The sequence below is a fragment of the Thalassospira lucentensis genome, assembly GCF_032921865.1.
GTDB lineage: Bacteria > Pseudomonadota > Alphaproteobacteria > Rhodospirillales > Thalassospiraceae > Thalassospira > Thalassospira lucentensis_A.
The window spans coordinates 4,543,946-4,566,725 of the sequence record NZ_CP136684.1; the positions used below are offsets into that span (position 1 = coordinate 4,543,946).

Below are 22,780 nucleotides of genomic sequence, written 5' to 3' on the forward strand. Positions count from 1 at the left end.
CCGGAAACCAAAATGTTTGATGCCCGCCTGCGCCCCCTGATCGACAAACCGCTCAATGCCGTCGCCCGCCAGCTATCGGGAAGCGGCATTACGCCCAACATGGTCACCGGCCTTGGTTTTGTCCTTGGTCTTCTGGCTGCAGCCGCACTCGCCTTCCGGCTTGATCACATCGCGCTTGGCCTGATTATACTCAGCCGCATCATGGATGGTCTTGACGGCGCCGTTGCCCGCCATACCCAGCCCCGGTCCCGCCATGCCGGATCAAAATCACAGGAAAGCGACCTTGGCGGCTATTACGATATTGTCGCCGATTTCCTGTTTTATGCCGGTATCATTCTGGCCTTTGCCATCGGACGGCCGGAACACGCCCTTATGGCGGCATTTCTGATTTTCTGTTTTGTCGGCACCGGATCAAGCTTTCTGGCCTATGCGATCATCGCGGCCAAAACCGGCCGCAACCATGAAAAACAGGGCAAGAAAAGCTTCTATTACCTGACCGGCATTACAGAAGGCAGCGAAACCATCCTGATTCTTGTGCTAATATGCGTTTTCCCGCAATGGTTTAATCAGATTGCCGGGATTTTCGGGGCGTTATGTCTACTGACGACGGCGGGCCGCGTAATGCAGGCACGTCGGGACTTCGGATAAGGCAAACATCCGCGTTGGGGAAACTTGAAGTCGTGATCGGCGCGCGCCATATCAAACAGTCTGATAACACAAACAATAATCTTCTTTTTCAACCGGTTCGGCAAAATATGAACAAGCACGAAGATCGCGCATCAAGACCGGTAAAGAAGCCCGGATTGTCCATCCGTTTTTGTGCCATCGTCGCGGCTGCGATGATGCTGTTTGGCTGTGGGGAAAGCGGCCCGATCAAAATCGGTTTCATTGCCGGTATTTCCGGTGACGGTGCCGATACCGGAATTGCGGCACTTCATGCGCTTGAACTTGCCGTGGAACAGGTGAACCAGCAAGGCGGCATTCACGGTCGCAAACTTGAAATCATCGCACGCGATGATCAGAAAAATCCCGAAACGGCAAAGGCAGCGGTTCGCGAATTCAAGGAACTTGGCGTGACCGCCATTATCGGACCAATCATAAGCTCGGTCGGCATGGCAATGCTGCCGGTGGTCAACGAACTTGATATCGTGACCATTTCACCGACCGCCTCCGCTGCAGAATTCACCGGCCTTCGCGATAACTTTTTCCGCATGAATTCAACCACGCGGGAAAATGCCGATGCCTACGCCAGACGTAACATCGACAAGGGGCGCATGCGCATTTCCCTTGCCCTGGACGGTGAAAACGAAGCCTTCACCGAAAGCTGGTACCGTGAATTCCTGCTGACCTTTGACAAGCTCGGCGGTCGGGTTCTCTCGAAAGTCTGGTTCAACACCGCCGATACCACCAAACCGGATGTCGCCCGGCAACTTCTGGCCGATAATCCCGATACGATCATCTTTGTTGCCAACGGTGTCGACAGTGCCGAACTGGCAAAGGAAATCCGCAAAACAGATCAAGATATCCCACTTTCGACCGCCGAATGGGCCGGCACCGAACAATTGATCACCCTTGGCGGGGACGCTGTCGAAGGCATGGAACTGCTGCAAACCTATGATCGTTATGCCACCAATCCGCGCTATCAGAAATTTGTCGCCGATTACCGTCAGAAATTCAATGAACAGCCTGGCTATACAAGTGTCCTGGCCTATGACGCAATGACGGTCCTGACCGCCGCCATGGAAACCCGGGCCCCCGATCAACCGCTTTCGGATGCGCTTGTGACCCTGCCACCGCAACAGGGCCTGCATCAGGAATTGATGTTTGATCAGTTCGGTGACGGAAAACGCAATGCCTACTTCGTGAAAATCAAAAACGGGCAGTTCATTCTGGAATAAAAAAAGCCCCGACGGATCGGGGCTTTTCGTTGGTCCGGAGTGACAGATCAGTGATCTGACTCTTCGACAAAATTCTCGGCAAGGCCGGTATTGTATTCCATGCCCTCGCGGGTCAGGACGATGCTGGCCGGATACCCTTCACGCACCAGTCCCTTGCGGGCCAGGGCAACCCAGACCGCCGGGTTGGCAAAGCCGCTGGCATCACGCGCGGCAACCACGAACTTGCCAACATGGACATGATCACCATGCGCATGCGGAATGCGCAAAAGGGTCGCATCACCGGTGGCCTCGTCAATCGAACCCGAATTCGGGTCCTTGGCGATAATCTGCGCCAGCACAAGCGTGCGCAGCTGCAGGTTATTGAGCTTCAGCGGATTTTTGCGTTCTACCGGCATGATGTCGTCCTGATGGTTTCAAACTGTTGGCCCACATATCTGCGAGTGCGCGCAAATATTCAAGCCCTGATTTGTATATTACCCATCACCTGCCAGCATTTTGCGCAATTTCCGGTCGCGCTTCAAATGCCATTCGCGGCTCATCGCCTCGCCAAAGGTGCGGAACCGTTCGACATAAACAAGGTCCCATTGCCGCCCGCGCGTCGTCTTGGCTCCCTTGCCGCTATTGTGCGTGGCAAGCCGGGCCTCGACATCGGTTGACCAGCCGACATAGGTGCGCGGGCGGGGAACCTCCCGCTCGCGCAACACATAGACAAAGGTGAATGACGCCATGCTAGCACCACCCTTTGCGCCGGGCATTTGGTGATATGCTGGATTTCGTTGCAGACCGCCCTGTAGCGTAAGACGACATATCAGCCCATGGTGGAGTTGAAGGCCCCACCATCAAGCAGAATGTTTTGACCGACCATGAATTTTGCGTGTTCGCTGCACATGAAGGCACAGGTCGCCCCGAAATCAATCGGATCACCAAAACGCCCGGTCGGAAGACCCGCCTGCGTTTTGGCGCGCGCCTCGTCAAGGCTGATATCCTCGTTCTTGGCCCGATTGGTCATCAATGCATTGATACGATCCGTATCATGCTGCCCCGGCAGCAGGTTATTCATGATCACGCCATCCTTGGCCACCTGGCGTGCGGTCCCGGCCACAAAGCCGGTCAACCCGGCCCGTGCGGCATTCGAAAGCCCCAGATGCGGGATCGGCGATTTGACCGAACCCGACGTGATATTGACGATCCGGCCCCATTTGCGCGAAATCATGCCCGGCAAAACCGCGGTCGCCAGCAGAATCGGGGTCAGCATGTTGGACTGAACCGCCGCCTCCCATTCCTTCTGTCCCCAGTCGGACCAGACACCGGGCGGCGGACCACCGGCATTATTGACCAGAATATCGGGCATGCCTTCGGCCGCCAGAACCTTGTTGCGACCCTCTTCGGTGGTGATGTCACACGCAACCGTGGTGACTTTCACACCAAACGTATCGCGGATATATTCCGCCGTTTCGTTTAACGGCCCTTCGGAACGCGCATTCAGCGTCAGATCAACACCCGCTTCCGCCAGCTTGATCGCGCAACCACGCCCAAGTCCCTTTGATGACGCGCAGACAATCGCCTTGCGGCCCTTGATTCCCAGATCCAATGGATCCTCCCATTCTGGAGTTCTTGCAATGGCAGGAATTTAGACCGGCCTGCCAAGCGGGTCAAACCCCGTTCCAGTCCTTTCAGAATGATCGTTCAAAATGGACCGAAATAACGTCCCAAATCCCGGAGACAGGCAAGCTGCGAACGGCGGACCTTCCTACTGCAAATGATTGGAACCGTTCCAGAAAAGTAACCCGAAGATATATGGCTTCATTGAAAGTTACCCGGAGTTGATATAAACAGAAGACTGAACGCATAAAATAAAAAGCATAAAACTAATCAATAAGATGGGATAATCACCGGGTGCGTTCACCGGGACAGTCGGGCAAAACGTACAATGAAATCCGTTAATCTTCATGGTCTTTTGACCGCGTGGCTTGCATTACTGGTGGTTGATGGCACCAGCAATGCAGTAATCGCGCAAGATCAGGACGTGCCGAAATGGGGTTCGCATATTGACTTTGAAGGCAAGGCCGGGACCGAGCGCAGCCTTGGCGAAGGTGACATGTTCATCCCTCTTCTTCAAAACAATGACAGCATGTTATTTGCCAATTTTCGAGCACGCTTTGATGACGACAACGGCCGCGAAGGCAACTTTGGCCTTGGCATCCGCCACATGCATGAAAGCGGCTGGAATCTGGGTGGTATTGCCTATTTCGATCGGCGCGAAAGTGAATGGGGAAACTACTTCAATCAGGTAACCCTCGGTGCCGAGGCGCTTTCAACCGACTGGGATTTTCGTACCAATGCCTATGTGCCGCAGGGCAGTCGTGTTCGCAATGTGGACGCCTTGAACGAGGTCAGCCTGTCGGGCACAACCATCAGCTTCCTTGGCGGCGAAGAACGCAGCATGGCTGGCTTTGATGGCGAAATCGGTTGGCGTCTACCGGTCTATGAACCAGAAGAACCCCAGCAAATCAGACTGTTCGCCGGTGGATATCATTTCTTTGCCGACGAGGTCGCGGACATAACCGGTCCGCGACTGCGGGCTGAAATGGCATTCGACGAGGTCCCCTGGCTTTGGGACGGATCACGCTTTTCCATCGGCAGCGAATGGCAACATGACAATCCGCGCGGTTCACAAGGTTTCGTGACGGCACGCCTTCGCATTCCGTTGCAATTCTTTGGTTCAGGCCGCAAACGCCTGACACCGATGGAACGCCGTATGACCGAACCGGTGATCCGCGATATCGATATTGTCAGCCAGTCCGGTGCCTTCGGCCCGGTTGAAACCGCAACCGGAACCGCCGATGGCCAGACATTGACGGTTATTACCTCCTCATCGGTGGCCAACACAGCAGCACTGAATACTGCACTGGACACAGCAGGTGCCAACACGGTTATCATCGGTGGGACAATTGATGTAACGACCCAGGTAAATATGGTTGCCGGTCAAACGCTGGTCGGGTCCGGCAATATCACTGTCAAATCCCCTTCCGGTCGCGAAGCGATCCTGACTGTCTCTGGCGGCAAAATCGCGGCGACGGACCAAAATAGCCCCTATGCTCTGTTAATGAGAGACAATACCAAACTGATCGGAATGACCGTCAGCAATTCGGATAACGGTGGGACTGGCATTTTTGCCGTTCGCGCTGACAACACAACCGGCGTCACAATCGAAAACAGTACGCTCACGGCCTTCGGTGCGACGGGGGGCGGCGTCGGCATTGATGCGCGTAATTCAACCAATCTGGTGGTTCGCAATAACACCATATCGCCATCATCAAATACCGCTGGTGCGGTCGGAATTATCATTTCAAATTCCACCAACCCCACCATTGCCAACAACACGTTTTCGTTTTCAACAGGCACCCTTAAAACTGTTATTTCTTCTAGTGGCGCAGGAACAACAAGCTTCAACGCTGCCTCTACCGGGAACACGACAAATGATGGCAGTTGCAACCTTTCTGGTGCAACGACAGGCTCTGTGGGCTTTAGCACCATCAACTGCCAATAGATCAAACGTTTGTTAATCGATTAAACGCAAAACGCTTTAACCAAACACCGCATCATGCGCCGCGACATAGGCCATGGCGGCCTTTGAAACGTCACTGGCCGCCATACCGGGTTTATAGATGCCGGACCCAAGCCCAAAACCGTCACAACCGGCCTTGGCATAGGTCGCAAAATCATCCGGCCCGACCCCGCCAACCGCATAGACGGGCATGTCTTTTGGCAATACGGCGCGCATTGCCTTGATGCCCTCCGCACCGATGATGCTGGCCGGAAAGATTTTAAGCCCGCTTGCACCGGCCCGGATCGCGGCAAAACATTCGCTCGGTGTCAGAACACCGGGCCATGATCCCATGCCAAGTTCCCTGGTTTTGGTGATGACCGCACTATCACAATTGGGCGACACGATGAACTCGCCCCGTGCCGCCTTGACCCGTTCGACGTCATCCTCGGTCAAGACCGTACCGGCACCAATCAGGGCCGCATCACCAACTTCGGCCTTCATCGCTACAATGCTTTCAAGCGGTTCTGGCGAATTCAGCGGCACTTCGATCATCGTGATCCCGGCATCGACAAGGGCACGCGCCATTGATGCCGCCTCGTCGGGTTTCACGCCGCGCAGGATGGCAATCAACCGGCGATGCGACACGGGGGTTGCCGCGTCCGTGATCTGCGAATTGACCGAAGTCGGATATGCCATTTTACACCTGCAAAACCTGAAAAAAGATACTGTTACGATATGTTTATTACGCGATAGGCATTTGCCAGACCAGCGATCGTGATCGCCTCGCCATCCACCGCATCGGCATCAAACCCATGGGCGGCCAGTGCCTTGCGATATAGTCCCGCCAGTTTGCCATCGCCGATCAATGCAATCTGGGCAATCTGGCTATCCCTGCCAAGGTCACGAACCACATCGGCAATTTCCGATCCGATGACCGCACCGGAAAGGACGGAAGCCCCCGGCTGGCTTGCGGCATCGGCATTGCCGACCAATCCGCCGGCACGCACGGTAAATAACCTGTGCAGGAAGCCGCTTGGCGCACTTGCCGCCTCGCGCACGGTTTGCTCGAACACGGCATCATCCCACCGGTCATCCATCGAATGCCGCAGGATCGATTGCTTTGACAGCAGGGCAAAGACCTCGCCCGTCATATAGGTTTTAAATCCGCGGATCGCACCGCCGGAAACCCGCGCCCATTTCGAATGGGTGCCGGGCAAACAGACCCAGCCATCAAATGCCGGGTGGGCCGCCATGAACCCGACAAGCTGGGTTTCCTCGCCGCGCATCACATCGGGATCATCAATCTGTTTAAGGCCCGGCAAGATCGCAACATCGATCCGCGGATCGGAAATATCGGGCCGAACAGCCCCCGATGCCAGTTCTTCGGGGCGCACCGGCACGGAACAATAAGGCGCTTCAAGCCATCCCTGCTTTGCCCCGGCCATGCCGCAGATAACAACCTGGACCCGCACAGTCGCATCACGCGGCAACCACCGATCAATCAGGCCAATCAACACACCCTCGAAACTAAGCGCATCATCGGCGGCAATAGCATTCATGCCAAGCGGGCTTGAAGCCTGATCAAGGATGCTGTTGCCATCATCCATCGCCCATGCGCGAACGTTCGACGTCCCCCAATCCACCGCAATCCATGCCGGATGTGCAGACTGCGATGACGGGGAATGCAAAGACGGAGATACGGCCACATTGATCCTCATATTATTGTTATCGGCGTTATATCCTCATACAATTTGAACAGAACCCGGTCAATCGTCATCCGGATCAATCCCCGAGAGGGTAACAGGAAATCCACCGCACCTATCTCACCATCGGTTGCGCAGGAATTGAAGTCTCACACGCTTGTGAAATCATAAGGAGAGAAAATTATGTCATTCTCTCCGGGTTTGAGGGGCCTGCATATGCTCAATCCAGACAGGAGATACAGAAACATGCCCACTCGTATCTGCAAGGCTTTCATGCTTGCCGTGACGGTCATACTGATCACCCCGTCCCTGCCCGCCTTCGCCCATCACGGCTGGTCATGGGCCGAAAGCACCCAGATGACCCTTGAAGGCACAATCGAAAGCATTTCGATGAACCCGCCCCATCCCTCGCTGACAGTCACCGACGCCGAAGGCACAGTCTGGCAGGTTGATCTGGGAAACCCCAATCAGACAGCACGATCAGGCTTCACCGGCGACACTGCGCAGCCCGGTGATGCGATTACCGTGATCGGAAACCGGAACAAGGACCCGGCAGAAGCACATATGAAAGCCGTCCGCATCATCATCGACGGCCAGAATTACGATCTGTATCCCGAACGCATTCAGGGAAACTGACGTTTGCAGGAACTTGCGACCTGGCTGGAGGCAAGCACCCTTGCCACCGCATTACGTAGCCCGGGGCCGCTTTATATGCTGGTCAATGCCGCGCATATTCTCGGGCTTTCATTGCTGATCGGTGCAATCGTTCCGCTGGATTTGCGACTTGTCGGGATCATTCGCAGGCCCGATATCCGGGTAATCGGACCGTTCCTGTCGCGTGCGGCAGGATGCGGTTTTTTGCTTGTTCTTCTGACCGGTCCGGCACTCTGGTCGGTCAACGCGGTCGAGTATCTCGACAACACGGCTTTCCGATGGAAGATGCTGCTTGTCGCACTGGGTATCGCCACCATCGTAATACAGCATGTCGCACCTGGCTGGCGCCATGCCATCACGACCGGCAGGATAACGCGCCCAACCCGTATCATGGCCGCATTATCGCTGCTGATCTGGCCCTCCGCCCTTCTCGCGGGGCGATGGATCGGGTTTCTCTGACGATCGGGCTGCACGACCCCTTGGGCATGCTACCCTGGCCGGTTGGGCCCTTCATACGAAGCTCTTTGCCAATGTTACAGTCCTGCGTCGCAATTTTACTGTGTGATTGCCTCAAGGTTCCTGCCAACTGCCTTCCAATTCGCAATAGATTTTGAAATCTTTTTAATCGCTCGTTGTCGATCAAGGGCGAATGAAGAGCAGGTTACCTGCCGCATGAAAAGAGGGAGACTTTGGGTGCAATTGATAGCCCGTGCCATGCACGAGACTGGCAACCCTCATACAGGGACCTGTCTTGCCCGTATCACCCCCCCTGTAATGGACAGTGCGGGTTATGCCGGGATGTGCCGACGGGACCGAATGCCATGCGATTTTCTTTCCTCCGGCTGCTTCCGTGACCAAAGCCCGAAACCGGCTGGCAATCGCGCAAGAAGCCCGATGAAAGTCGCAGCATCTTGTTTCCTTGCACCCGACAGAGGTCCATCATCCTATAATTCCGCAAGGACCGACAAAGTCCTCTCTTCGTGGTACCGCTTAGACGCCGAGGTATCTGATCATGCGCTTTTCTTCTGACATACAAGATCTCGTGTCGCGCCGCGAAAAAGGCAAAAGCCTCGAAGCGCCATTTTATAACGCCCCGGAAATCCTCAAGCTTGATGTCGAGGCGATCTTCAATCAGCACTGGATTTTCGTTGCGGTCGAGCCGGAACTGCCCGAACCCGGTGATTGCATCACGGTCGAGGTTGGCCGCGCCTCCATCCTGCTTCTGCGCGGCGACGATATGGAAATCCGCGCCTTTCACAATGTGTGCCGCCACCGCGGGGCAAAGCTGATTGACGAACGGGCCACCACCATCGGCAATATCGTCTGCCGCTATCACGGCTGGACCTATAACGAAGACGGCGACCTGATTCTGGCCGAACATATGGGTGCTGGCTTCGATAAAAGCTGTCACGGGCTAAAGGCCGTCCATATCCGTTCCATCGCCGGGCTGATTTTCATCTGCCTTGCCGATGAAGCGCCCAAAGATATCGATGAAATGGCCCGCGTGATGACGCCCTATATCGCGCCGCACGACATCGCCAATTGCAAGGTTGCCTTCACCTCCGACCTGATCGAGGAAGGCAATTGGAAGCTGACGATGGAAAACAACCGCGAATGCTATCACTGCGAAGCCAACCATCCGCAATTGACCGTACCGCTTTCCGAATTCGGTTTTGGCTTCTCCCCCGATGAAATGGACGAACGCCGGTCCGAAGACGTCAAGAAATATACCAACGCGGTTGAAAACGACCATAAACGCTGGGAATCCTGCGGCCTGCCATCCGCAGAAGAAGATCACCTTTCCGATATCACCGGCTTCCGCACCATGCGCCTGCCCCTGATGTGGGAAGGAGAATCCCAGACGCTCGATACCAAGGTCGCCTCCAAAAAGCTGCTTGGCAAATTCACCGATCCGAAGCTTGGCGGGCTCAGCTTCTGGACGCATCCGAATTCATGGCACCATTTCATGAGTGACCATATCGTCACCTTCTCGGTCCTGCCGCTGTCAGCCGACCGCACGCTGGTGCGCACAACCTGGCTGGTCCACAAGGATGCCATCGAAGGCGAAGACTACAATCTCGATAACCTGACCCAGGTCTGGAAAATGACAAACCAGCAGGACGCCGATCTGGTCCGTCTTGCCCAGCTTGGCAGTGAACAGCCATCCTACGAACCCGGCCCCTATTCAAGCTTTACCGAACCGCATGTCGAAGCCTTCTGTGACTGGTATATCGCACGGATGAAACAGCATCTGGCCAAAGACAAATCCGGGGCGGCCACCAAATGATGACGCAGACCAATCCACCGGCAACCGGCCAAGCCGCCCCGTCCGGGGACGATGAAAACTTTACCGAGGCCACCCGCATCCCGCTTTGGGACCCGGAACAGGATGACGTTCTGGTCTGTCGGCAGGTACGGCAGGAAACCCATGACGTAAAGACATTCGTCTTTTCGGCCCGCGAACCGCGCGCGTTTCGCTTCTATCCGGGCCAGTACATGACGTTTGAATTGCCTGTCGAAGGCATGGTCACGCGCAGTTACACGATTTCGGGATCGGCCGCCCGCCCCTACCGGATCGAAATCACGGTCAAACGCGTACCGGGTGGCCCCGGTTCGAACTGGCTGCATGATTATATGCTGCCGGGCAAGGAGGTGAATGTTTCCGGCCCGTTCGGTGAATTCACCACCGACGCCACCGGCGAGGAAAAGCTTCTGTTCATTTCCGCTGGCAGCGGCATCACCCCGATGATGTCGATGACCCGCACGGCCTGCGATCTGTCCGAACCGTCGGATCTGTGTTTCATCCACGCCGCACGCACCCCGGCCGACATCATTTTCCGCGATGAACTCTCGCTTCTCGCGGCCCAGAACCCGGGCCTGAAACTTGCCTTCACCTGCAGTACGGCCGCCGCCCATCATAGCTGGAGCGGCTATACCGGCCGCTTCAACATCCAGATGCTGTCGCTCATGCTGCCCGATTTCAAGGACCGCAAGGTGTTTTGCTGCGGTCCTGCCCCCTTCATGGAAGGTGTCCGCAATATGCTGCGCGATACCGGTTTCGACATGGAGAAATATTACGAGGAAAGCTTCGACTTCGGCGCGGAAACCGCCGGAACCTTTGAAGAGCCTGTCGCGGCCCCGGAAATAAGCGGCCAGACTTTCCGGGTGAGCTTCACCAAAACCGGCCATGTTGTCGAATGTGGTCCGGGCATGACGGTGCTGTCAGCAGCCCGCGAAGCGGGGATATTGCCAATGTCCTCCTGCCAGCGCGGCATCTGCGGCACCTGTAAGTCAAAACTGATTTCCGGTGAAGTCGATATGCAACACGGTGGCGGCATCCGCCAGCGCGAAATAGATCAGGGAAAAGTCCTGATTTGTTGTTCGACACCTTTGTCGGACATCGAGGTCGAACTCTAAGACCTCTGCCTTACGCCCCGCACGTTAAGACAGTTCTGAACGAGCTCGCCTTTTGGCGTGCGTGGCACCTTTGATTCAAAATCACAAGAAGGGTCCAGCAAAAGGATCTCTCCTGACGGAATTTTTTCGCAGGTTCATAACAGGAGAATGCTTCATGAGTGACGTAAAAACAGCGGCGGAAGAAACGCCGCCAGAAGGCCAAATAGATACAGACTACAATATTGGTCAGGACAATATCGAAGGCAAACTGGGCCCCATCGGGTTCGATATCCATAACCCCGTCTTTGCCGTCTCCGCCCTGACCGTTATCGCGTTCGTTGCCTACACACTGCTGATGCCAGATCAGGCGAACTCTGTTTTCAGCCTGCTGTTCTCCGAAGTCACACAGGGCTTCGACTGGTTCTTCATCGGTGCCGCCGACATTTTCGTAATCCTCTGCCTTGTCGTCGTCGTCAGCCCCTATGGCAAGGTCCGGCTTGGTGGACGGGATGCAACACCCGATTTCAGCTATCTAAGCTGGTTCTCCATGCTGTTTGCGGCTGGCATGGGTATCGGGCTTATGTTCTATGGGGTCTCGGAACCGCTAAGCCATTTCTCGTCTTCTCTGGGCGGGACTGCCGTGGGGGCCGATGGCATTCGGACCGACTGGGCACCACTTGGTGCGGCGGCCACGCAGGAAGAAGCCATTCGTCTGGGTATGGCGGCCTCGATCTTCCACTGGGCCCTTCACCCTTGGGCGATTTATGCCATCGTGGCCCTTAGCCTTGCCCTGTTTAGCTATAACAAGGGTCTGCCGCTGACCATCCGTTCCGCCTTCTATCCGATCTTCGGTGAACGCGTCTGGGGATGGCCGGGGCATATCATTGATATTCTTGCTGTTTTTGCGACCCTTTTCGGTCTTGCCACCTCGCTTGGTCTTGGTGCGGTTCAGGCAAACTCCGGCTTTAACAAGCTGTTCGGAATGCCCATCGACACCACCTGGCAGGTGATCCTGATTGTCGGCATCACCTCCATCGCCCTGTTCTCGGTCGTTCGCGGCCTCGAAGCCGGGGTGAAGCTGCTCTCGGAAATCAATATGGGGATCGCCTTCCTGCTGTTCCTGTTCGTGCTTGTCGCGGGGCCGACCCTGCTTCTGGTGACCGATGTCTTTGACTTCCTTGGTGCGTATCTTCAATACCTTCCGGCACTTTCAAGCCCGGTCGGTCGTGACGATGTCAACTTCATGCAGGGCTGGACCTCGTTCTACTGGGCATGGTGGATTTCCTGGTCACCGTTTGTCGGCATGTTCATCGCCCGTGTCAGCCGTGGCCGTACCGTGCGTGAATTCATCATCAGTGTTCTGCTGATCCCGTCACTGGTCTGCGTTCTGTGGATGTCGATCTTTGGCGGCTCCGCCATCAGCCAGGTCGTTCGTGACGGCTATACCGCCGTTCAGGAAGCCGACCTTCCGGTGCAGCTTTTCACCATGCTTGATGCACTCCCGCTGGCATCGATCACGTCCTTCATCGGGATCGTGCTTGTGATTGTTTTCTTTGTCACGTCCTCGGATTCCGGGTCGCTGGTCATTGATACGATTGCAGCCGGTGGCAAGGTCGATGCACCAATGCCGCAACGCGTCTTCTGGTGCGTGTTCGAAGGTCTGGTCGCAATCGTCCTGCTGCTCTCGGCGGGTGGGTTGAAATCACTGCAATCGATGGTGATTTCAACAGGATTGCCGTTTACGATTGTTCTGCTTGTGATGTGCGTTGCCATCTGGCGCGGACTTGCCAGCGAACCGCGCTGATCACGGTCTTTGATCACTGAAAAACGCCGCCCGGAGGGATCATCTTCCGGGCGGCGTTTTCATGTTAACTTCGATATGAAGGCGAAAGTTACGCCTCTTCCAGAACAGGCACCGGATCAGATACCGCATCGGATACCGGGCGACGCAATTCCTGTGGCGTGCAGCCATAGCGCCGCCGGAACATCCGGCTGAGATGCGAAGAATCACAAAATCCGCAATCCACCGCCACCTGTGCCACCGATTTCTGGCTTTTCTCCATCAGGTGATGGGCCATATCAAGCCGGATATTCAGGAACGCCACCTGTGGCGATGTATCAAGCGAAAGCCTGAAATGGCGTTCAATCTGGCGTTTGCTGTTACCCATCCGGCGCGCAATTTCCTGCACCGAAATTGGCGTGTCGATATTCTGCTGCATGATCAGCAAAGCCCGCTGCACGATCGGGTCCTGCGTCTTGAGGTCAAGCGGAATACCCGGCTGCGGTTTTTCCGCCTGCAATGCATCATCAATGATCATGATATGCAGGCTTTTGCTGGCCTGCGCGCGCCCGACATGCTTGTCCACCAGATAGGCCGCCAGATGCGCCGAACTGACCCCGCCCGAACAGGTCAGCCGATCCCGGTCGACGACAAAAATCTGATCGGCAACCGGATCAAGTCCTTCGAACTGTTCGATGAAATCGGAATGATGGAACCAGCTAACGCAACAGCGATACCCGTCAAGCAACCCCGCCCGATGCAACAGGAACGCGCCTGTGCATATCCCGACAAGCGGAATACCGGCCTCCGCCGCCTCGTGCAAAAACTTGTGATAGGCCGAACCAAGATTGGGCGTTTCTTCCATAAGCCCGCCGACCACGACGATATAATTGAACCGCCTTGGGTCGCCCAGCCGTTCCTTGGGCTGAACGATAATGCCGCTGCTGGACGGCACCGGGTCCATGGTGTCGGAAACAACCGTCCAGTTGCACAGGATCGGTCGGCTGCGATCCCCTTCATCCGCCGCCAGTCGCAGCACATCGACAAAATTGGCAAAGGCACACAGCGTAAACCGCTTCGCCAGAATGAACCCGACCGACAGACGCGGCTTTTCGTGGCCCGATTTGCCCGCACCAGTGACGTTCGCAAGACGCCCCGCATTAGCGTTCTGAGATCCGGAATACATGGCCCTAGACCCTCCGATGCAGACAAGGTTGCTGTCTTTGTCGTAGCGATAATCCCGCTTTGACGCAAACATTCTATTTTCCGGCGCAAAAATTCACCAAGCTATTTTTTAACAATACCAATAATGCGTTTTTGCGGCGAAAGGATGAAATCCCCAAACCGTGATTTTATCAGGAAGGACGAAGATGAAGGTTCTCGTACCTGTAAAGCGGGTTGTCGATTACAACGTCAAAATCCGCGTCAAGGCAGACGGCACTGGCGTTGATCTTGCCAATGTCAAAATGTCGATGAACCCGTTCGACGAAATTGCCGTCGAAGAAGCCGTGCGCCTGAAAGAAGCCGGCAAGGCGAACGAAGTCGTCGCCGTTTCCATCGGCCCGGCACAGGCACAGGAAACCCTGCGCACCGCCCTTGCCATGGGGGCGGATCGCGCCATCCTGATCACGGTCGATGGCCCCATCGAACCGCTATCTGTCGCAAAACTGCTCAAAGGCGTTGTCGCGGCTGAAAATCCAAACCTCGTCATTCTTGGCAAACAGGCGATTGACGATGATGCCAATCAGACCGGCCAGATGCTTTCCGCCCTGCTCGGCTGGTCGCAGGCAACCTTTGCCTCCGAACTTGACCTTGGTGATGCCACCGCCAAGGTCACCCGCGAAGTCGATGGCGGCCTGCAGGCCATCGAAGTCACCCTGCCTGCCATTGTGACTGCCGATCTTCGCCTGAACGAACCGCGCTATGCGTCGCTTCCCAACATCATGAAGGCCAAGAAAAAGCCGCTCGAAACCAGAACGCCCGATGATTTCGGCGTTACCGTTTCCCCGCGTCTGCGCCTGATCAAGGTCGAAGAACCCGCTGGTCGCAAGGCCGGGATCAGGGTCGCGGGCGTGACCGATCTGATCGAAAAGCTCAAATCCGAAGCAGGCGTCATCTAAACCGGGCGGAGATAAAAATGGCCATTCTTCTTTTTGCAGAACACGATAATCAATCCCTGTCCGATCAGACCGCCAAGGCACTCAGCGCCGCATCCCTGATCGGTGGCGATATCGACATTCTGGTCGCCGGAAAAAATGCTTCTTCCGTCGCCGATGCGGCGGCAAAACTTTCGGGTATTCGCAATGTGCTGCTTGCCGAAAGCGACACCCTTGAAAACCGCCTCGCCGAACCGACCGCCGCCCTGATCGTCAATCTTTCAGGCGATTACGACACCATCCTCGCTCCGGCCACCACCACGGGCAAAAACGTGCTGCCCCGCGTGGCGGCCCTTCTCGATGTCATGCAGGTTTCCGACGTGGTCGAAGTCGTATCACCCGATACGTTCAAACGCCCGATCTATGCTGGCAATGCGATTGAAACCGTGCAGACGACCGATGCGACAAAAATCCTGACGATCCGCACCACAAGCTTTGCCGCCGCCAGTGGCGATAACGCCCCGGCCCCGATCCAGACCATCGATGCCGGATCAGACGGCACCGGTCTTTCGACCTTCCTTGAAAACATCCTGTCGAAAAATGATCGCCCGGAACTCGGCTCCGCCAAGATCATCGTATCGGGCGGCCGCGCCCTTGGTTCCGCCGAAAGGTTCCAGGAAGTCATGACACCGGTTGCCGATAAACTCGGTGCTGCCATCGGCGCATCGCGTGCCGCCGTTGATGCCGGATATGCATCGAATGATTTGCAGGTCGGCCAGACCGGCAAGGTGGTCGCCCCCGATCTTTACATCGCATGTGGCATTTCGGGCGCCATTCAGCACCTTGCGGGCATGAAGGATTCCAAAATCATCGTTGCGATCAATACCGACGAAGATGCACCGATCTTCCAGGTCGCGGATTATGGCATTGTGGGTGATCTGTTCGACATTCTTCCCGAACTGGAGCGTCAGCTCTGACACGAACGTCACATCCCTTTGAAACGGAGCACATCCAGTGAGCGAACATTCCTATACCCTGCGTATCGCCTGTGACGACCAGCCGGGCATTGTCGCAACCGTCGCCTCTGCCCTGGCATCGCGCGGGGCCAATATCATTGAATCCAACCAGTTCTGGGACCGTCAAACCAACCAGTTCTTTTTGCGCATCGCCACCAGCACACCGGAAAATGTCAGCAAGGCCGAAATCGAACTGATGCTGAACCCGGCGGTTGACCGCTTCAATATGAAGCTCAAGATCGATGATCTGTCCCGCCGTCCCAAGATCATCATCATGGTCTCCAAATTCGATCACGCGATGCTGCATCTGCTTTATCAGATCAAGGTCGGCTGGCTCGATGCCGAAGTCGCCGCCATCGTCTCGAACCACGAAGATGCGCGCAAAATCGCCGATCAGGAAGGCATCCCCTTCCATTACTGGCCGGTGAACAAGGAAAACAAGATCGAACAGGAAGCCAAACTTGCCGATCTGATCAAGGAAACCAAATCCGAACTGGTCGTCCTTGCCCGCTATATGCAGGTGCTGACCAACGATCTTTCAAGCCAGTTTTATGGCATGATCATCAATATTCACCACTCGTTCCTGCCGTCCTTCAAGGGTGCTAAACCCTATCATCAGGCTTATGAACGCGGGGTGAAACTGATCGGGGCAACCGCGCACTATGTCACGCCGGACCTCGACGAAGGCCCGATCATCGAACAGGAAACCGAACGCGTCAGCCACGCCATGTCGGCCGATGATTTCGTCGCCACCGGGCGCGATATCGAAGCCCGCGTTCTGGCCCGTGGCGTCAAATATCACCTCGAAGGCCGCGTGATGCTGAACAAAAACCGTACCGTGGTCTTCACCCAGTAATACCGCCAAAATTCCGCCTCCGCCGACACCAGATAACCATCGCAATAAGAAGGAAAGAGAGAAATGGCCGCATTTCCGAACAGGGCAAAAGTCGTTATCGTCGGCGTCGGCGGTATTGTCGGTGCATCGGTATCGCACCATCTGATCGAAAATGGCTGGGACGATATTGTCGGCATCGACAAATCGGGCATCCCGACCGATATCGGCTCGACCGCGCATGCGTCCGATTTCTGCTTTGCGACAAGCCACGATCTGCTGTCCTGCTGGACGACGATGTATTCCATCGATTTCTACGAAAAGATGGGCCATTACGCCCGCATCGGCGGGATCGAGGTTGCCCGCGTCGGCGATGATGCCCGCATGGCGGAACTCAAACGCCGCGTTGATTCCGGCAAGGCGTTTGGCACCAACGTCAAAATCATCAGCGCGTCCGAGGCCAAGGAAAAATTCCCCCTCCTCGAAGAAGACCAGATTCAGGGGGCCATGTGGGACCCGGATGCCGGCCTTGTCATCCCGCGCTCGCAAACCGTGGCCGGAAAGCTGATCGATCAGGGTGTCGCAAGCAACAAACTCAAAATCTTTGCCAACACCTCCGCCCTTGAACTGATCACCGAAAATGGCCGCATCACCGGGGTCAAAACCGAACGCGGCACGATCCATGCCGATTATGTTGTCGTCTGTGCCGGTCTTTGGGGCCGTCTGATTGCTGAAATGGCGGGCGAAGACCTGCCGGTGATGCCGGTTGACCATCCGCTGACCTTCTTTGGGCCGTATAACGAATTTGCCGGAACCGGTGTTGAAATCGGCATGCCGCTTCTGCGCGATCAGGGCAATTCCGCCTATATGCGCGATACCGGCGATCCCAAAAGCACCGAGGGCGGCCAGATCGAATGGGGCTATTACTACGAAGAAAACCCGCGTCTGGTCCATCCGCGCGAAATCCTTGAAAAGGATCAGGCACGCCTGTCCCCGTCCCAGCGCGACCTTGAACTCGAAGACGTCATCGAACCGCTTGAACGCGCCATGGAACTGACACCGATCCTGACCGAACTTGGCTTTAACGAAAGCCACTCCTTCAACGGCCTTCTGCAAACCTCGGCCGATGGCGGCCCGTCGATGGGCGAAAGCCAGAAGCTGCGTGGTCTTTGGTATGCGGTCGGCATCTGGATCAAGGACGGGCCCGGCATGGGCAAACTGATTGCCGACTGGATGACCCATGGCCGCACCCATGTCGATCACCATGCGATTGATTTCGCCCGCTTCAATGAATTCCAGCTTGACGAGAAATACATTTACGACCGCTGCTGGGAAACCGCGAAAAAGATCTATAACCCGCCCGTCCACCCGCGCGAGCCATTTTCAAAAGCCCGCGGCATCCGCCGCTCCCCCTTCTATGAACGCGAAGTCGAACTTGGCGGCTATTTCATGGAACTGGGTGGTTGGGAACGCGCGCACGGTTATGCCGCCAACGAACATCTGCTTGAAAAATACGCCGACCGGGTGCCGGTGCGCGAAAATGAATGGGATACCCGCCATTTCTGGCGCGTTTCCAACGCCGAACAGCTCGCGATGAGTGACGATTGCGGCATCATCAACCTGTCGCACTTCCACATGACCGATATCGAAGGCCCCGATCATGTCGAACTGATGGAATGGCTCTGTGCCGCCAAAATCGGCGGGGATGCCAATATCGGCAAGGGTATCTATACCCACATGCTCGATGACGAGGGCATGGTGCGTGCCGACTTCACCGTTTTCCGCATGGCGGACCGCTGCCGTCTGGTCAATGGGGCGGATGCCGGCCCGCGTGACCTGATCTATATGCGCCGCATGGCACAGGATAAGGGTTGGGACGTCACCATCACCGACGTCACCGAAAAATTCACAACCATCGGCATCTGGGGCCCGAACGCCCGTGAAAACCTTAAAAAGGTTGTCGCAGACCCTGACGAGCTCGATATCGAAAACTTCCCGTTTGCCGCCATCCGCCAGATCAGCATTGCGGGTAAAACCGTCACCGCGTTCCGTATTTCCTATGTCGGGGAACAGGGGTGGGAACTCCATATGCGCTACGAAGACGGTCTTGCCGTCTGGGATGCGCTGCGCGGCATTGGGGTGATGGCCGTGGGTGTTGAAACCTATGCCAACTCGCGCCGTCTGGAAAAATCACTGCGCCTGCAAAACGCCGACCTGCACACGCAATATAACCTGATCGAAGCCGCCCTTGCCCGGCCAAAAGTCAAAGAGGCCGATTTCCGTGGCAAGGCAAAGCATGTCGAATATCGCGAACGCGACCATCAACCGGCCATGCTCTGCACCCTTGTCATGACCGACAATGTGGATGCCAACGGGGTGGCGCGCTATCCGGTCGGCAATCTGCCGGTCATGGACCCGGACACCGGCAAAACCCTGATTGATGAACAGGGTCGTCGCTCCTACACGACCTCCATCGCATTCGGCCCCAGCATCGGCAAAAACATCGCACTCGCCTATCTGCCGTGGGATTACTGCCAGGAAGGCCGCAAACTGACCGTGTCGTATTTTGACGAGATTTACCCGGTCGAGGTCGTCGGCATCGGCTACAAGCCGCTTTACGATCCGGAAAACCTCAAACCGCGCAGCTAACGCCCCACACCGCGGATAAAAAAGAACGGGAGCCAATGCTGGCTCCCGTTTTTCGTTTCAACTTCAATCAAACCTCGCGACTAGCTGGCCTTCGCCAGAACATCATGCGGATCAAGCACGAATTTCTTGGCCGCCCCCTGATCAAAGCTCTCATAGCCCTTCGCCGCATCATCAAGCGAGATCACCTGCGCATTGACGATATCGGCAATCTTCAGGCGATCATGCAGGATCGCCTGCATCAGTTGACGGTTATATTTGATCACCGGCGTCTGCCCGGTATGGAACGACTGCGCCTTGGCCCAGCCCAACCCGAACCGAAGCGACAGACTGCCCTGCTTGGCCGCATCATCAACCGCACCGGGATCTTCGGTCACATAAAGCCCCGGAATGCCGATGGAACCGGCAGCCCGCGTGATCTCCATCATCTGGTTCAGGACAATCGCCGGCTGCTCGCCGCCCGTATGCCCGCGGGCTTCAAACCCGACCGCATCAATGGCGCTGTCCACTTCCGGGCTTCCAGTGATCTCGGCAATCATTTCGCCCAGACGATCACTTTGCGACAGATCGACCGCCTCAAAGCCCATCTTTGATGCATGTGCCAGACGTTCCTTGTTGAAATCACCGACCATCACGACGGCGGCCCCCAGGATACGCGCCGATGCAGCCGCCGCCATCCCGACCGGCCCGGCACCGGCAACATAAACGATGGACCCGACACCAACACCGGCCTGCACCGCACCGTGGAACCCGGTCGGCAGAATGTCGGACAGCATCGTCAGGTCACGGATTTTATCCATCGCCTGTTCACGGTCGGGGAATTTCAGAAGGTTGAAATCGGCATAGGGCACCATGACATAACGCGCCTGCCCGCCGATCCAGCCACCCATATCGACATAACCATAGGCACCCCCGGCCCGCGCCGGGTTCACCGTCAGGCACACACCGGTATCCTGCGATTTGCAGCACCGGCACCGCCCGCAAGCAACATTGAACGGGACCGATACGATATCGCCGATCTCAAGCTGCTCGACGTCGCTACCCTTCTCGATGATCTCGCCGGTGATTTCATGCCCCAGAACCAGCCCCGGCTCCGCGGTCGTGCGGCCGCGCACCATATGCTGGTCCGATCCGCAAATGTTGGTACTGATCACTTTCAGAATGACGGCATGGTCAAGCTTCCGGCCATTGGGCGATGCCATCACCGGATCGGCAATATTCCTGACCTCGACCTTGCCGGGCCCGACATACACCACACCTCTGTTGCTGCTCATCTGCTTCCTCCTCCGATTATATGAAGCCGGAATTACTTCCCGACCTTCCATTCCAATCAGCAGGCTCCTGCCCGGAAAACGGAGGACAAAAACCATCCTATGATTGCAATCACGAAGACTAGCAAAACCCGGAGGATATGGACTGAACGAATACGACGAATGGAGAGTACCATTGCGCATGGGAGGATGTGGTGGCGCGGCCCGGACTGACGATTTTGATCAATTTCCCTTACCCTAATCCGAGCACCACATGGCAGGCATCAAGTCAGCGACGAAGATCGACACAGTTGGCGTCAGTCACTTTGATCAAATTCAATCTTAACTGTTTGCTCTGTCATCGCGTAGTGAACAAACTGTTTGCCGAGGTCTGTAAGCTCATATTCTTCAACATCATCAAACGCAGAAACAGCAGGCCTGGGGCCACTTCCCTTTGATCTTCGTTGAGGCCTTTTAGCTATGGAATTACCGTTGTAGTCGGTTTCGCGGTGTTGTCGAATTATACCGCCCGTGCTTAAGTCTCGAATTAATAGCTTAAACAGGTCCGCATCCGCAGAGTCTTCTCGAACATATCCTTTCCCGATACTTCTCCACATACCGCCACGTGTTATACCACGCTGATTATAGATCGCTGCAATCACTTGAAAATGCATCAACGAGTACTTTTCCAGCCAATCCAAATACATTTTGATTACATCATCACTTGAGATGGAAGTTTGCGCCGCATTTGTCAGAATGTTCCGAATGAAAATCCTTTTATCGTTGCTCTCAGCACCTGACCAATCTCGGAATGCCTTCTTCAATAGCGACTGATACTGCGGGCTTTCTACACGTTTGATCACCTCTTCGTCTTGCATATCAAGCCGAGCCATAATCTCGATGATCGTTTCCTCTTTTTCTTTTAACTCGTCATGCAGCATCCTTATCCAATGGTCAAAGAAGCGATTTACCTGCTCTTGCTCATGTTCCGACCATGCACCAGCTACCGCCGACACCACCCCACCAACTAAGGGTACCGCTCCGCCAACAGCCTGTAACGCGCCTCTGGCTACTTTTGCTTTCTTGCCCCCACCCTTTGGCATCTCGGGCTTTTCGATGTCGTCAGCCATTTACCTTCCCCACCACAACCCCATAGGTTGCATTACGCCAGCCAACATTCTGGCAAAAAGGTGAGAAGGCTACAATTACAATCGATGCCCGTGCTTGCCGTTCTGGCTCCTGAAGGTTGAAAAACCGATGGCCATTACTTCACTCAAAACCGGACTTCCCCGCCACGACTTAAGCCCGGACACACTTCGGGCGCACGACCCCACTGGCCCACCATCGACGGGTCACAGATCACTGCTGACCGCTGCTGCCATCGCTGCCGCTCACGGCAGATTTAACGCTCCCTCTCCAACAAGACGCACCTCTCCCGTCAAGACAAATGACCGGGTTAGTCCCCTTAATCCTTGGACAGAATCCCGCCGTAATGGCTCCGCCATCTGCCGCCCCATATCCTGCGGAGCACCCCGCCGCACGGCCCGTGTCTCTGTCTCTGTCCGTCTCTTTGCCGCTGCATCCTGATCACCTCTTTCATCCGGCCCAAAACGCAAAAACCCGCGAGGCACAAGGCCTTGCGGGTTTTGGTCAGGGTGCATTTCTCCCGTTGACTTTTCTCTTATGCCACAAACAAAAGAACAAATCAAGAACTTTTTTGAAAAACATGGGGGAGCGGATTACAGATGGGATGGAGGATGTGTCGAACCTCCGCAGCCTGCGCGCGGGCTATCGCCCGTGCTCAACCTTCGGCTTAAAATCGCTCCACTGGAGCGATTTCTTCACAGCCTCAGCCTTCAAGTTATGAGCACAGGCCCATAACGCAGGAAGATCACAGGTTCTAATTCTGACCCAAGACTAAAACGACAAAACCCCGCCAATGGCGGGGTTTGATCGTTT

At 55.8% G+C, this 22,780-nt stretch carries 21 protein-coding genes; 13 read left to right on the forward strand and 8 right to left on the reverse strand.

Features of this window, described 5'->3' with window-relative positions:
* Positions 1–12: 12 nt before the first annotated feature.
* Together R1T41_RS21830 and R1T41_RS21835 are read left to right on the forward strand one after the other, a co-directional pair.
* Positions 13–648, forward strand: a complete 636-nt coding sequence (locus R1T41_RS21830) for a CDP-alcohol phosphatidyltransferase family protein (RefSeq protein ID WP_317339258.1) — start codon at positions 13–15, stop codon at positions 646–648.
* 155 nt (positions 649–803) lie between these two features.
* Complete coding sequence (locus tag R1T41_RS21835) at positions 804–1,898, forward strand: ABC transporter substrate-binding protein (protein ID WP_317339260.1); 1,095 nt, start codon at positions 804–806, stop codon at positions 1,896–1,898.
* A 47-nt stretch (positions 1,899–1,945) separates the two neighbouring features.
* Here the strand turns inward: R1T41_RS21835 and R1T41_RS21840 are convergent, their stop codons facing one another.
* The 3 genes from R1T41_RS21840 to R1T41_RS21850 form a co-directional block, all read right to left on the reverse strand.
* On the reverse strand, positions 1,946–2,293 hold the full coding sequence (locus R1T41_RS21840) for a hypothetical protein (protein WP_062959597.1): 348 nt from the start codon (positions 2,291–2,293) through the stop codon (positions 1,946–1,948).
* Between the two features lie 78 nt (positions 2,294–2,371).
* A complete protein-coding gene (locus tag R1T41_RS21845) occupies positions 2,372–2,626 on the reverse strand; it encodes a GIY-YIG nuclease family protein (protein WP_114110782.1) in 255 nt (84 codons plus the stop codon).
* Between the two features lie 80 nt (positions 2,627–2,706).
* The gene (locus R1T41_RS21850; RefSeq protein ID WP_062959599.1) at positions 2,707–3,489 is read right to left on the reverse strand and encodes an SDR family oxidoreductase; all 783 of its coding nucleotides are present in this window, start codon (positions 3,487–3,489) and stop codon (positions 2,707–2,709) included.
* Positions 3,490–3,828: 339 nt separating this feature from the next.
* Here R1T41_RS21850 and R1T41_RS21855 point away from each other — a divergent pair, with 339 nt between their 5' ends.
* Positions 3,829–5,448 carry an inverse autotransporter beta domain-containing protein gene (locus R1T41_RS21855; protein WP_317339264.1) on the forward strand — a complete coding sequence of 540 codons (1,620 nt, stop codon included), beginning with the start codon at positions 3,829–3,831 and terminating at the stop codon, positions 5,446–5,448.
* Positions 5,449–5,484: 36 nt separating this feature from the next.
* Here R1T41_RS21855 and R1T41_RS21860 read toward each other — a convergent pair whose 3' ends face one another.
* Both R1T41_RS21860 and R1T41_RS21865 read right to left on the reverse strand, forming a co-directional pair.
* Positions 5,485–6,144 carry a 2-dehydro-3-deoxy-6-phosphogalactonate aldolase gene (locus tag R1T41_RS21860; RefSeq protein ID WP_317339266.1) on the reverse strand — a complete coding sequence of 220 codons (660 nt, stop codon included), beginning with the start codon at positions 6,142–6,144 and terminating at the stop codon, positions 5,485–5,487.
* Between the two features lie 32 nt (positions 6,145–6,176).
* Positions 6,177–7,154, reverse strand: coding sequence for a 2-dehydro-3-deoxygalactonokinase (locus tag R1T41_RS21865; protein ID WP_317339268.1), 978 nt, complete (start codon positions 7,152–7,154; stop codon positions 6,177–6,179).
* 243 nt (positions 7,155–7,397) lie between these two features.
* Here R1T41_RS21865 and R1T41_RS21870 point away from each other — a divergent pair, with 243 nt between their 5' ends.
* The 5 genes from R1T41_RS21870 (at position 7,398) to R1T41_RS21890 (ending at position 13,005) form a co-directional block, all read left to right on the forward strand.
* Positions 7,398–7,787 (forward strand): DUF6152 family protein, encoded by a 390-nt coding sequence (locus R1T41_RS21870; RefSeq protein ID WP_231858261.1) that lies wholly within the window; start codon positions 7,398–7,400, stop codon positions 7,785–7,787.
* A gap of 3 nt (positions 7,788–7,790) precedes the next feature.
* Positions 7,791–8,264, forward strand: a complete 474-nt coding sequence (locus R1T41_RS21875) for a DUF6644 family protein (protein WP_317339270.1) — start codon at positions 7,791–7,793, stop codon at positions 8,262–8,264.
* 553 nt (positions 8,265–8,817) lie between these two features.
* Positions 8,818–10,092, forward strand: coding sequence for an aromatic ring-hydroxylating dioxygenase subunit alpha (locus R1T41_RS21880; protein ID WP_317339271.1), 1,275 nt, complete (start codon positions 8,818–8,820; stop codon positions 10,090–10,092).
* Positions 10,089–11,222: a hybrid-cluster NAD(P)-dependent oxidoreductase gene (locus R1T41_RS21885; protein ID WP_181850037.1), complete on the forward strand. Its 1,134-nt coding sequence runs from the start codon at positions 10,089–10,091 to the stop codon at positions 11,220–11,222. Before R1T41_RS21880 ends, R1T41_RS21885 begins: the two co-directional genes overlap by 4 nt.
* 154 nt (positions 11,223–11,376) lie before the next feature.
* Positions 11,377–13,005: a BCCT family transporter gene (locus R1T41_RS21890; protein WP_037989743.1), complete on the forward strand. Its 1,629-nt coding sequence runs from the start codon at positions 11,377–11,379 to the stop codon at positions 13,003–13,005.
* Between the two features lie 88 nt (positions 13,006–13,093).
* Here the strand turns inward: R1T41_RS21890 and R1T41_RS21895 are convergent, their stop codons facing one another.
* Positions 13,094–14,167 (reverse strand): GlxA family transcriptional regulator, encoded by a 1,074-nt coding sequence (locus R1T41_RS21895; RefSeq protein ID WP_317339274.1) that lies wholly within the window; start codon positions 14,165–14,167, stop codon positions 13,094–13,096.
* A 184-nt stretch (positions 14,168–14,351) separates the two neighbouring features.
* On the opposite strand from R1T41_RS21895, the gene R1T41_RS21900 reads away from it, so the two are divergent.
* The 4 genes from R1T41_RS21900 (at position 14,352) to R1T41_RS21915 (ending at position 19,574) form a co-directional block, all read left to right on the forward strand.
* Entirely contained in the window at positions 14,352–15,101 is a 750-nt protein-coding gene (locus tag R1T41_RS21900; RefSeq protein ID WP_317339275.1) for an electron transfer flavoprotein subunit beta/FixA family protein, read from the forward strand.
* A gap of 17 nt (positions 15,102–15,118) precedes the next feature.
* Positions 15,119–16,054, forward strand: a complete 936-nt coding sequence (locus R1T41_RS21905; RefSeq protein WP_317339276.1) for an electron transfer flavoprotein subunit alpha/FixB family protein — start codon at positions 15,119–15,121, stop codon at positions 16,052–16,054.
* Positions 16,055–16,091: 37 nt separating this feature from the next.
* Complete coding sequence (gene purU / locus R1T41_RS21910) at positions 16,092–16,949, forward strand: formyltetrahydrofolate deformylase (RefSeq protein ID WP_007091355.1); 858 nt, start codon at positions 16,092–16,094, stop codon at positions 16,947–16,949.
* Between the two features lie 63 nt (positions 16,950–17,012).
* Positions 17,013–19,574 (forward strand): FAD-dependent oxidoreductase, encoded by a 2,562-nt coding sequence (locus R1T41_RS21915; RefSeq protein WP_317339279.1) that lies wholly within the window; start codon positions 17,013–17,015, stop codon positions 19,572–19,574.
* An 80-nt stretch (positions 19,575–19,654) separates the two neighbouring features.
* Here R1T41_RS21915 and fdhA read toward each other — a convergent pair whose 3' ends face one another.
* Complete coding sequence (gene fdhA / locus R1T41_RS21920; RefSeq protein ID WP_297208138.1) at positions 19,655–20,845, reverse strand: formaldehyde dehydrogenase, glutathione-independent; 1,191 nt, start codon at positions 20,843–20,845, stop codon at positions 19,655–19,657.
* Positions 20,846–21,138: 293 nt separating this feature from the next.
* Positions 21,139–21,951, reverse strand: a complete 813-nt coding sequence (locus tag R1T41_RS21925) for a hypothetical protein (RefSeq protein WP_317339282.1) — start codon at positions 21,949–21,951, stop codon at positions 21,139–21,141.
* A gap of 362 nt (positions 21,952–22,313) precedes the next feature.
* Between R1T41_RS21925 and R1T41_RS21930 the strand changes: the two genes are divergently transcribed.
* Complete coding sequence (locus tag R1T41_RS21930) at positions 22,314–22,688, forward strand: hypothetical protein (RefSeq protein ID WP_317339284.1); 375 nt, start codon at positions 22,314–22,316, stop codon at positions 22,686–22,688.
* Positions 22,689–22,780: the final 92 nt, after the last annotated feature.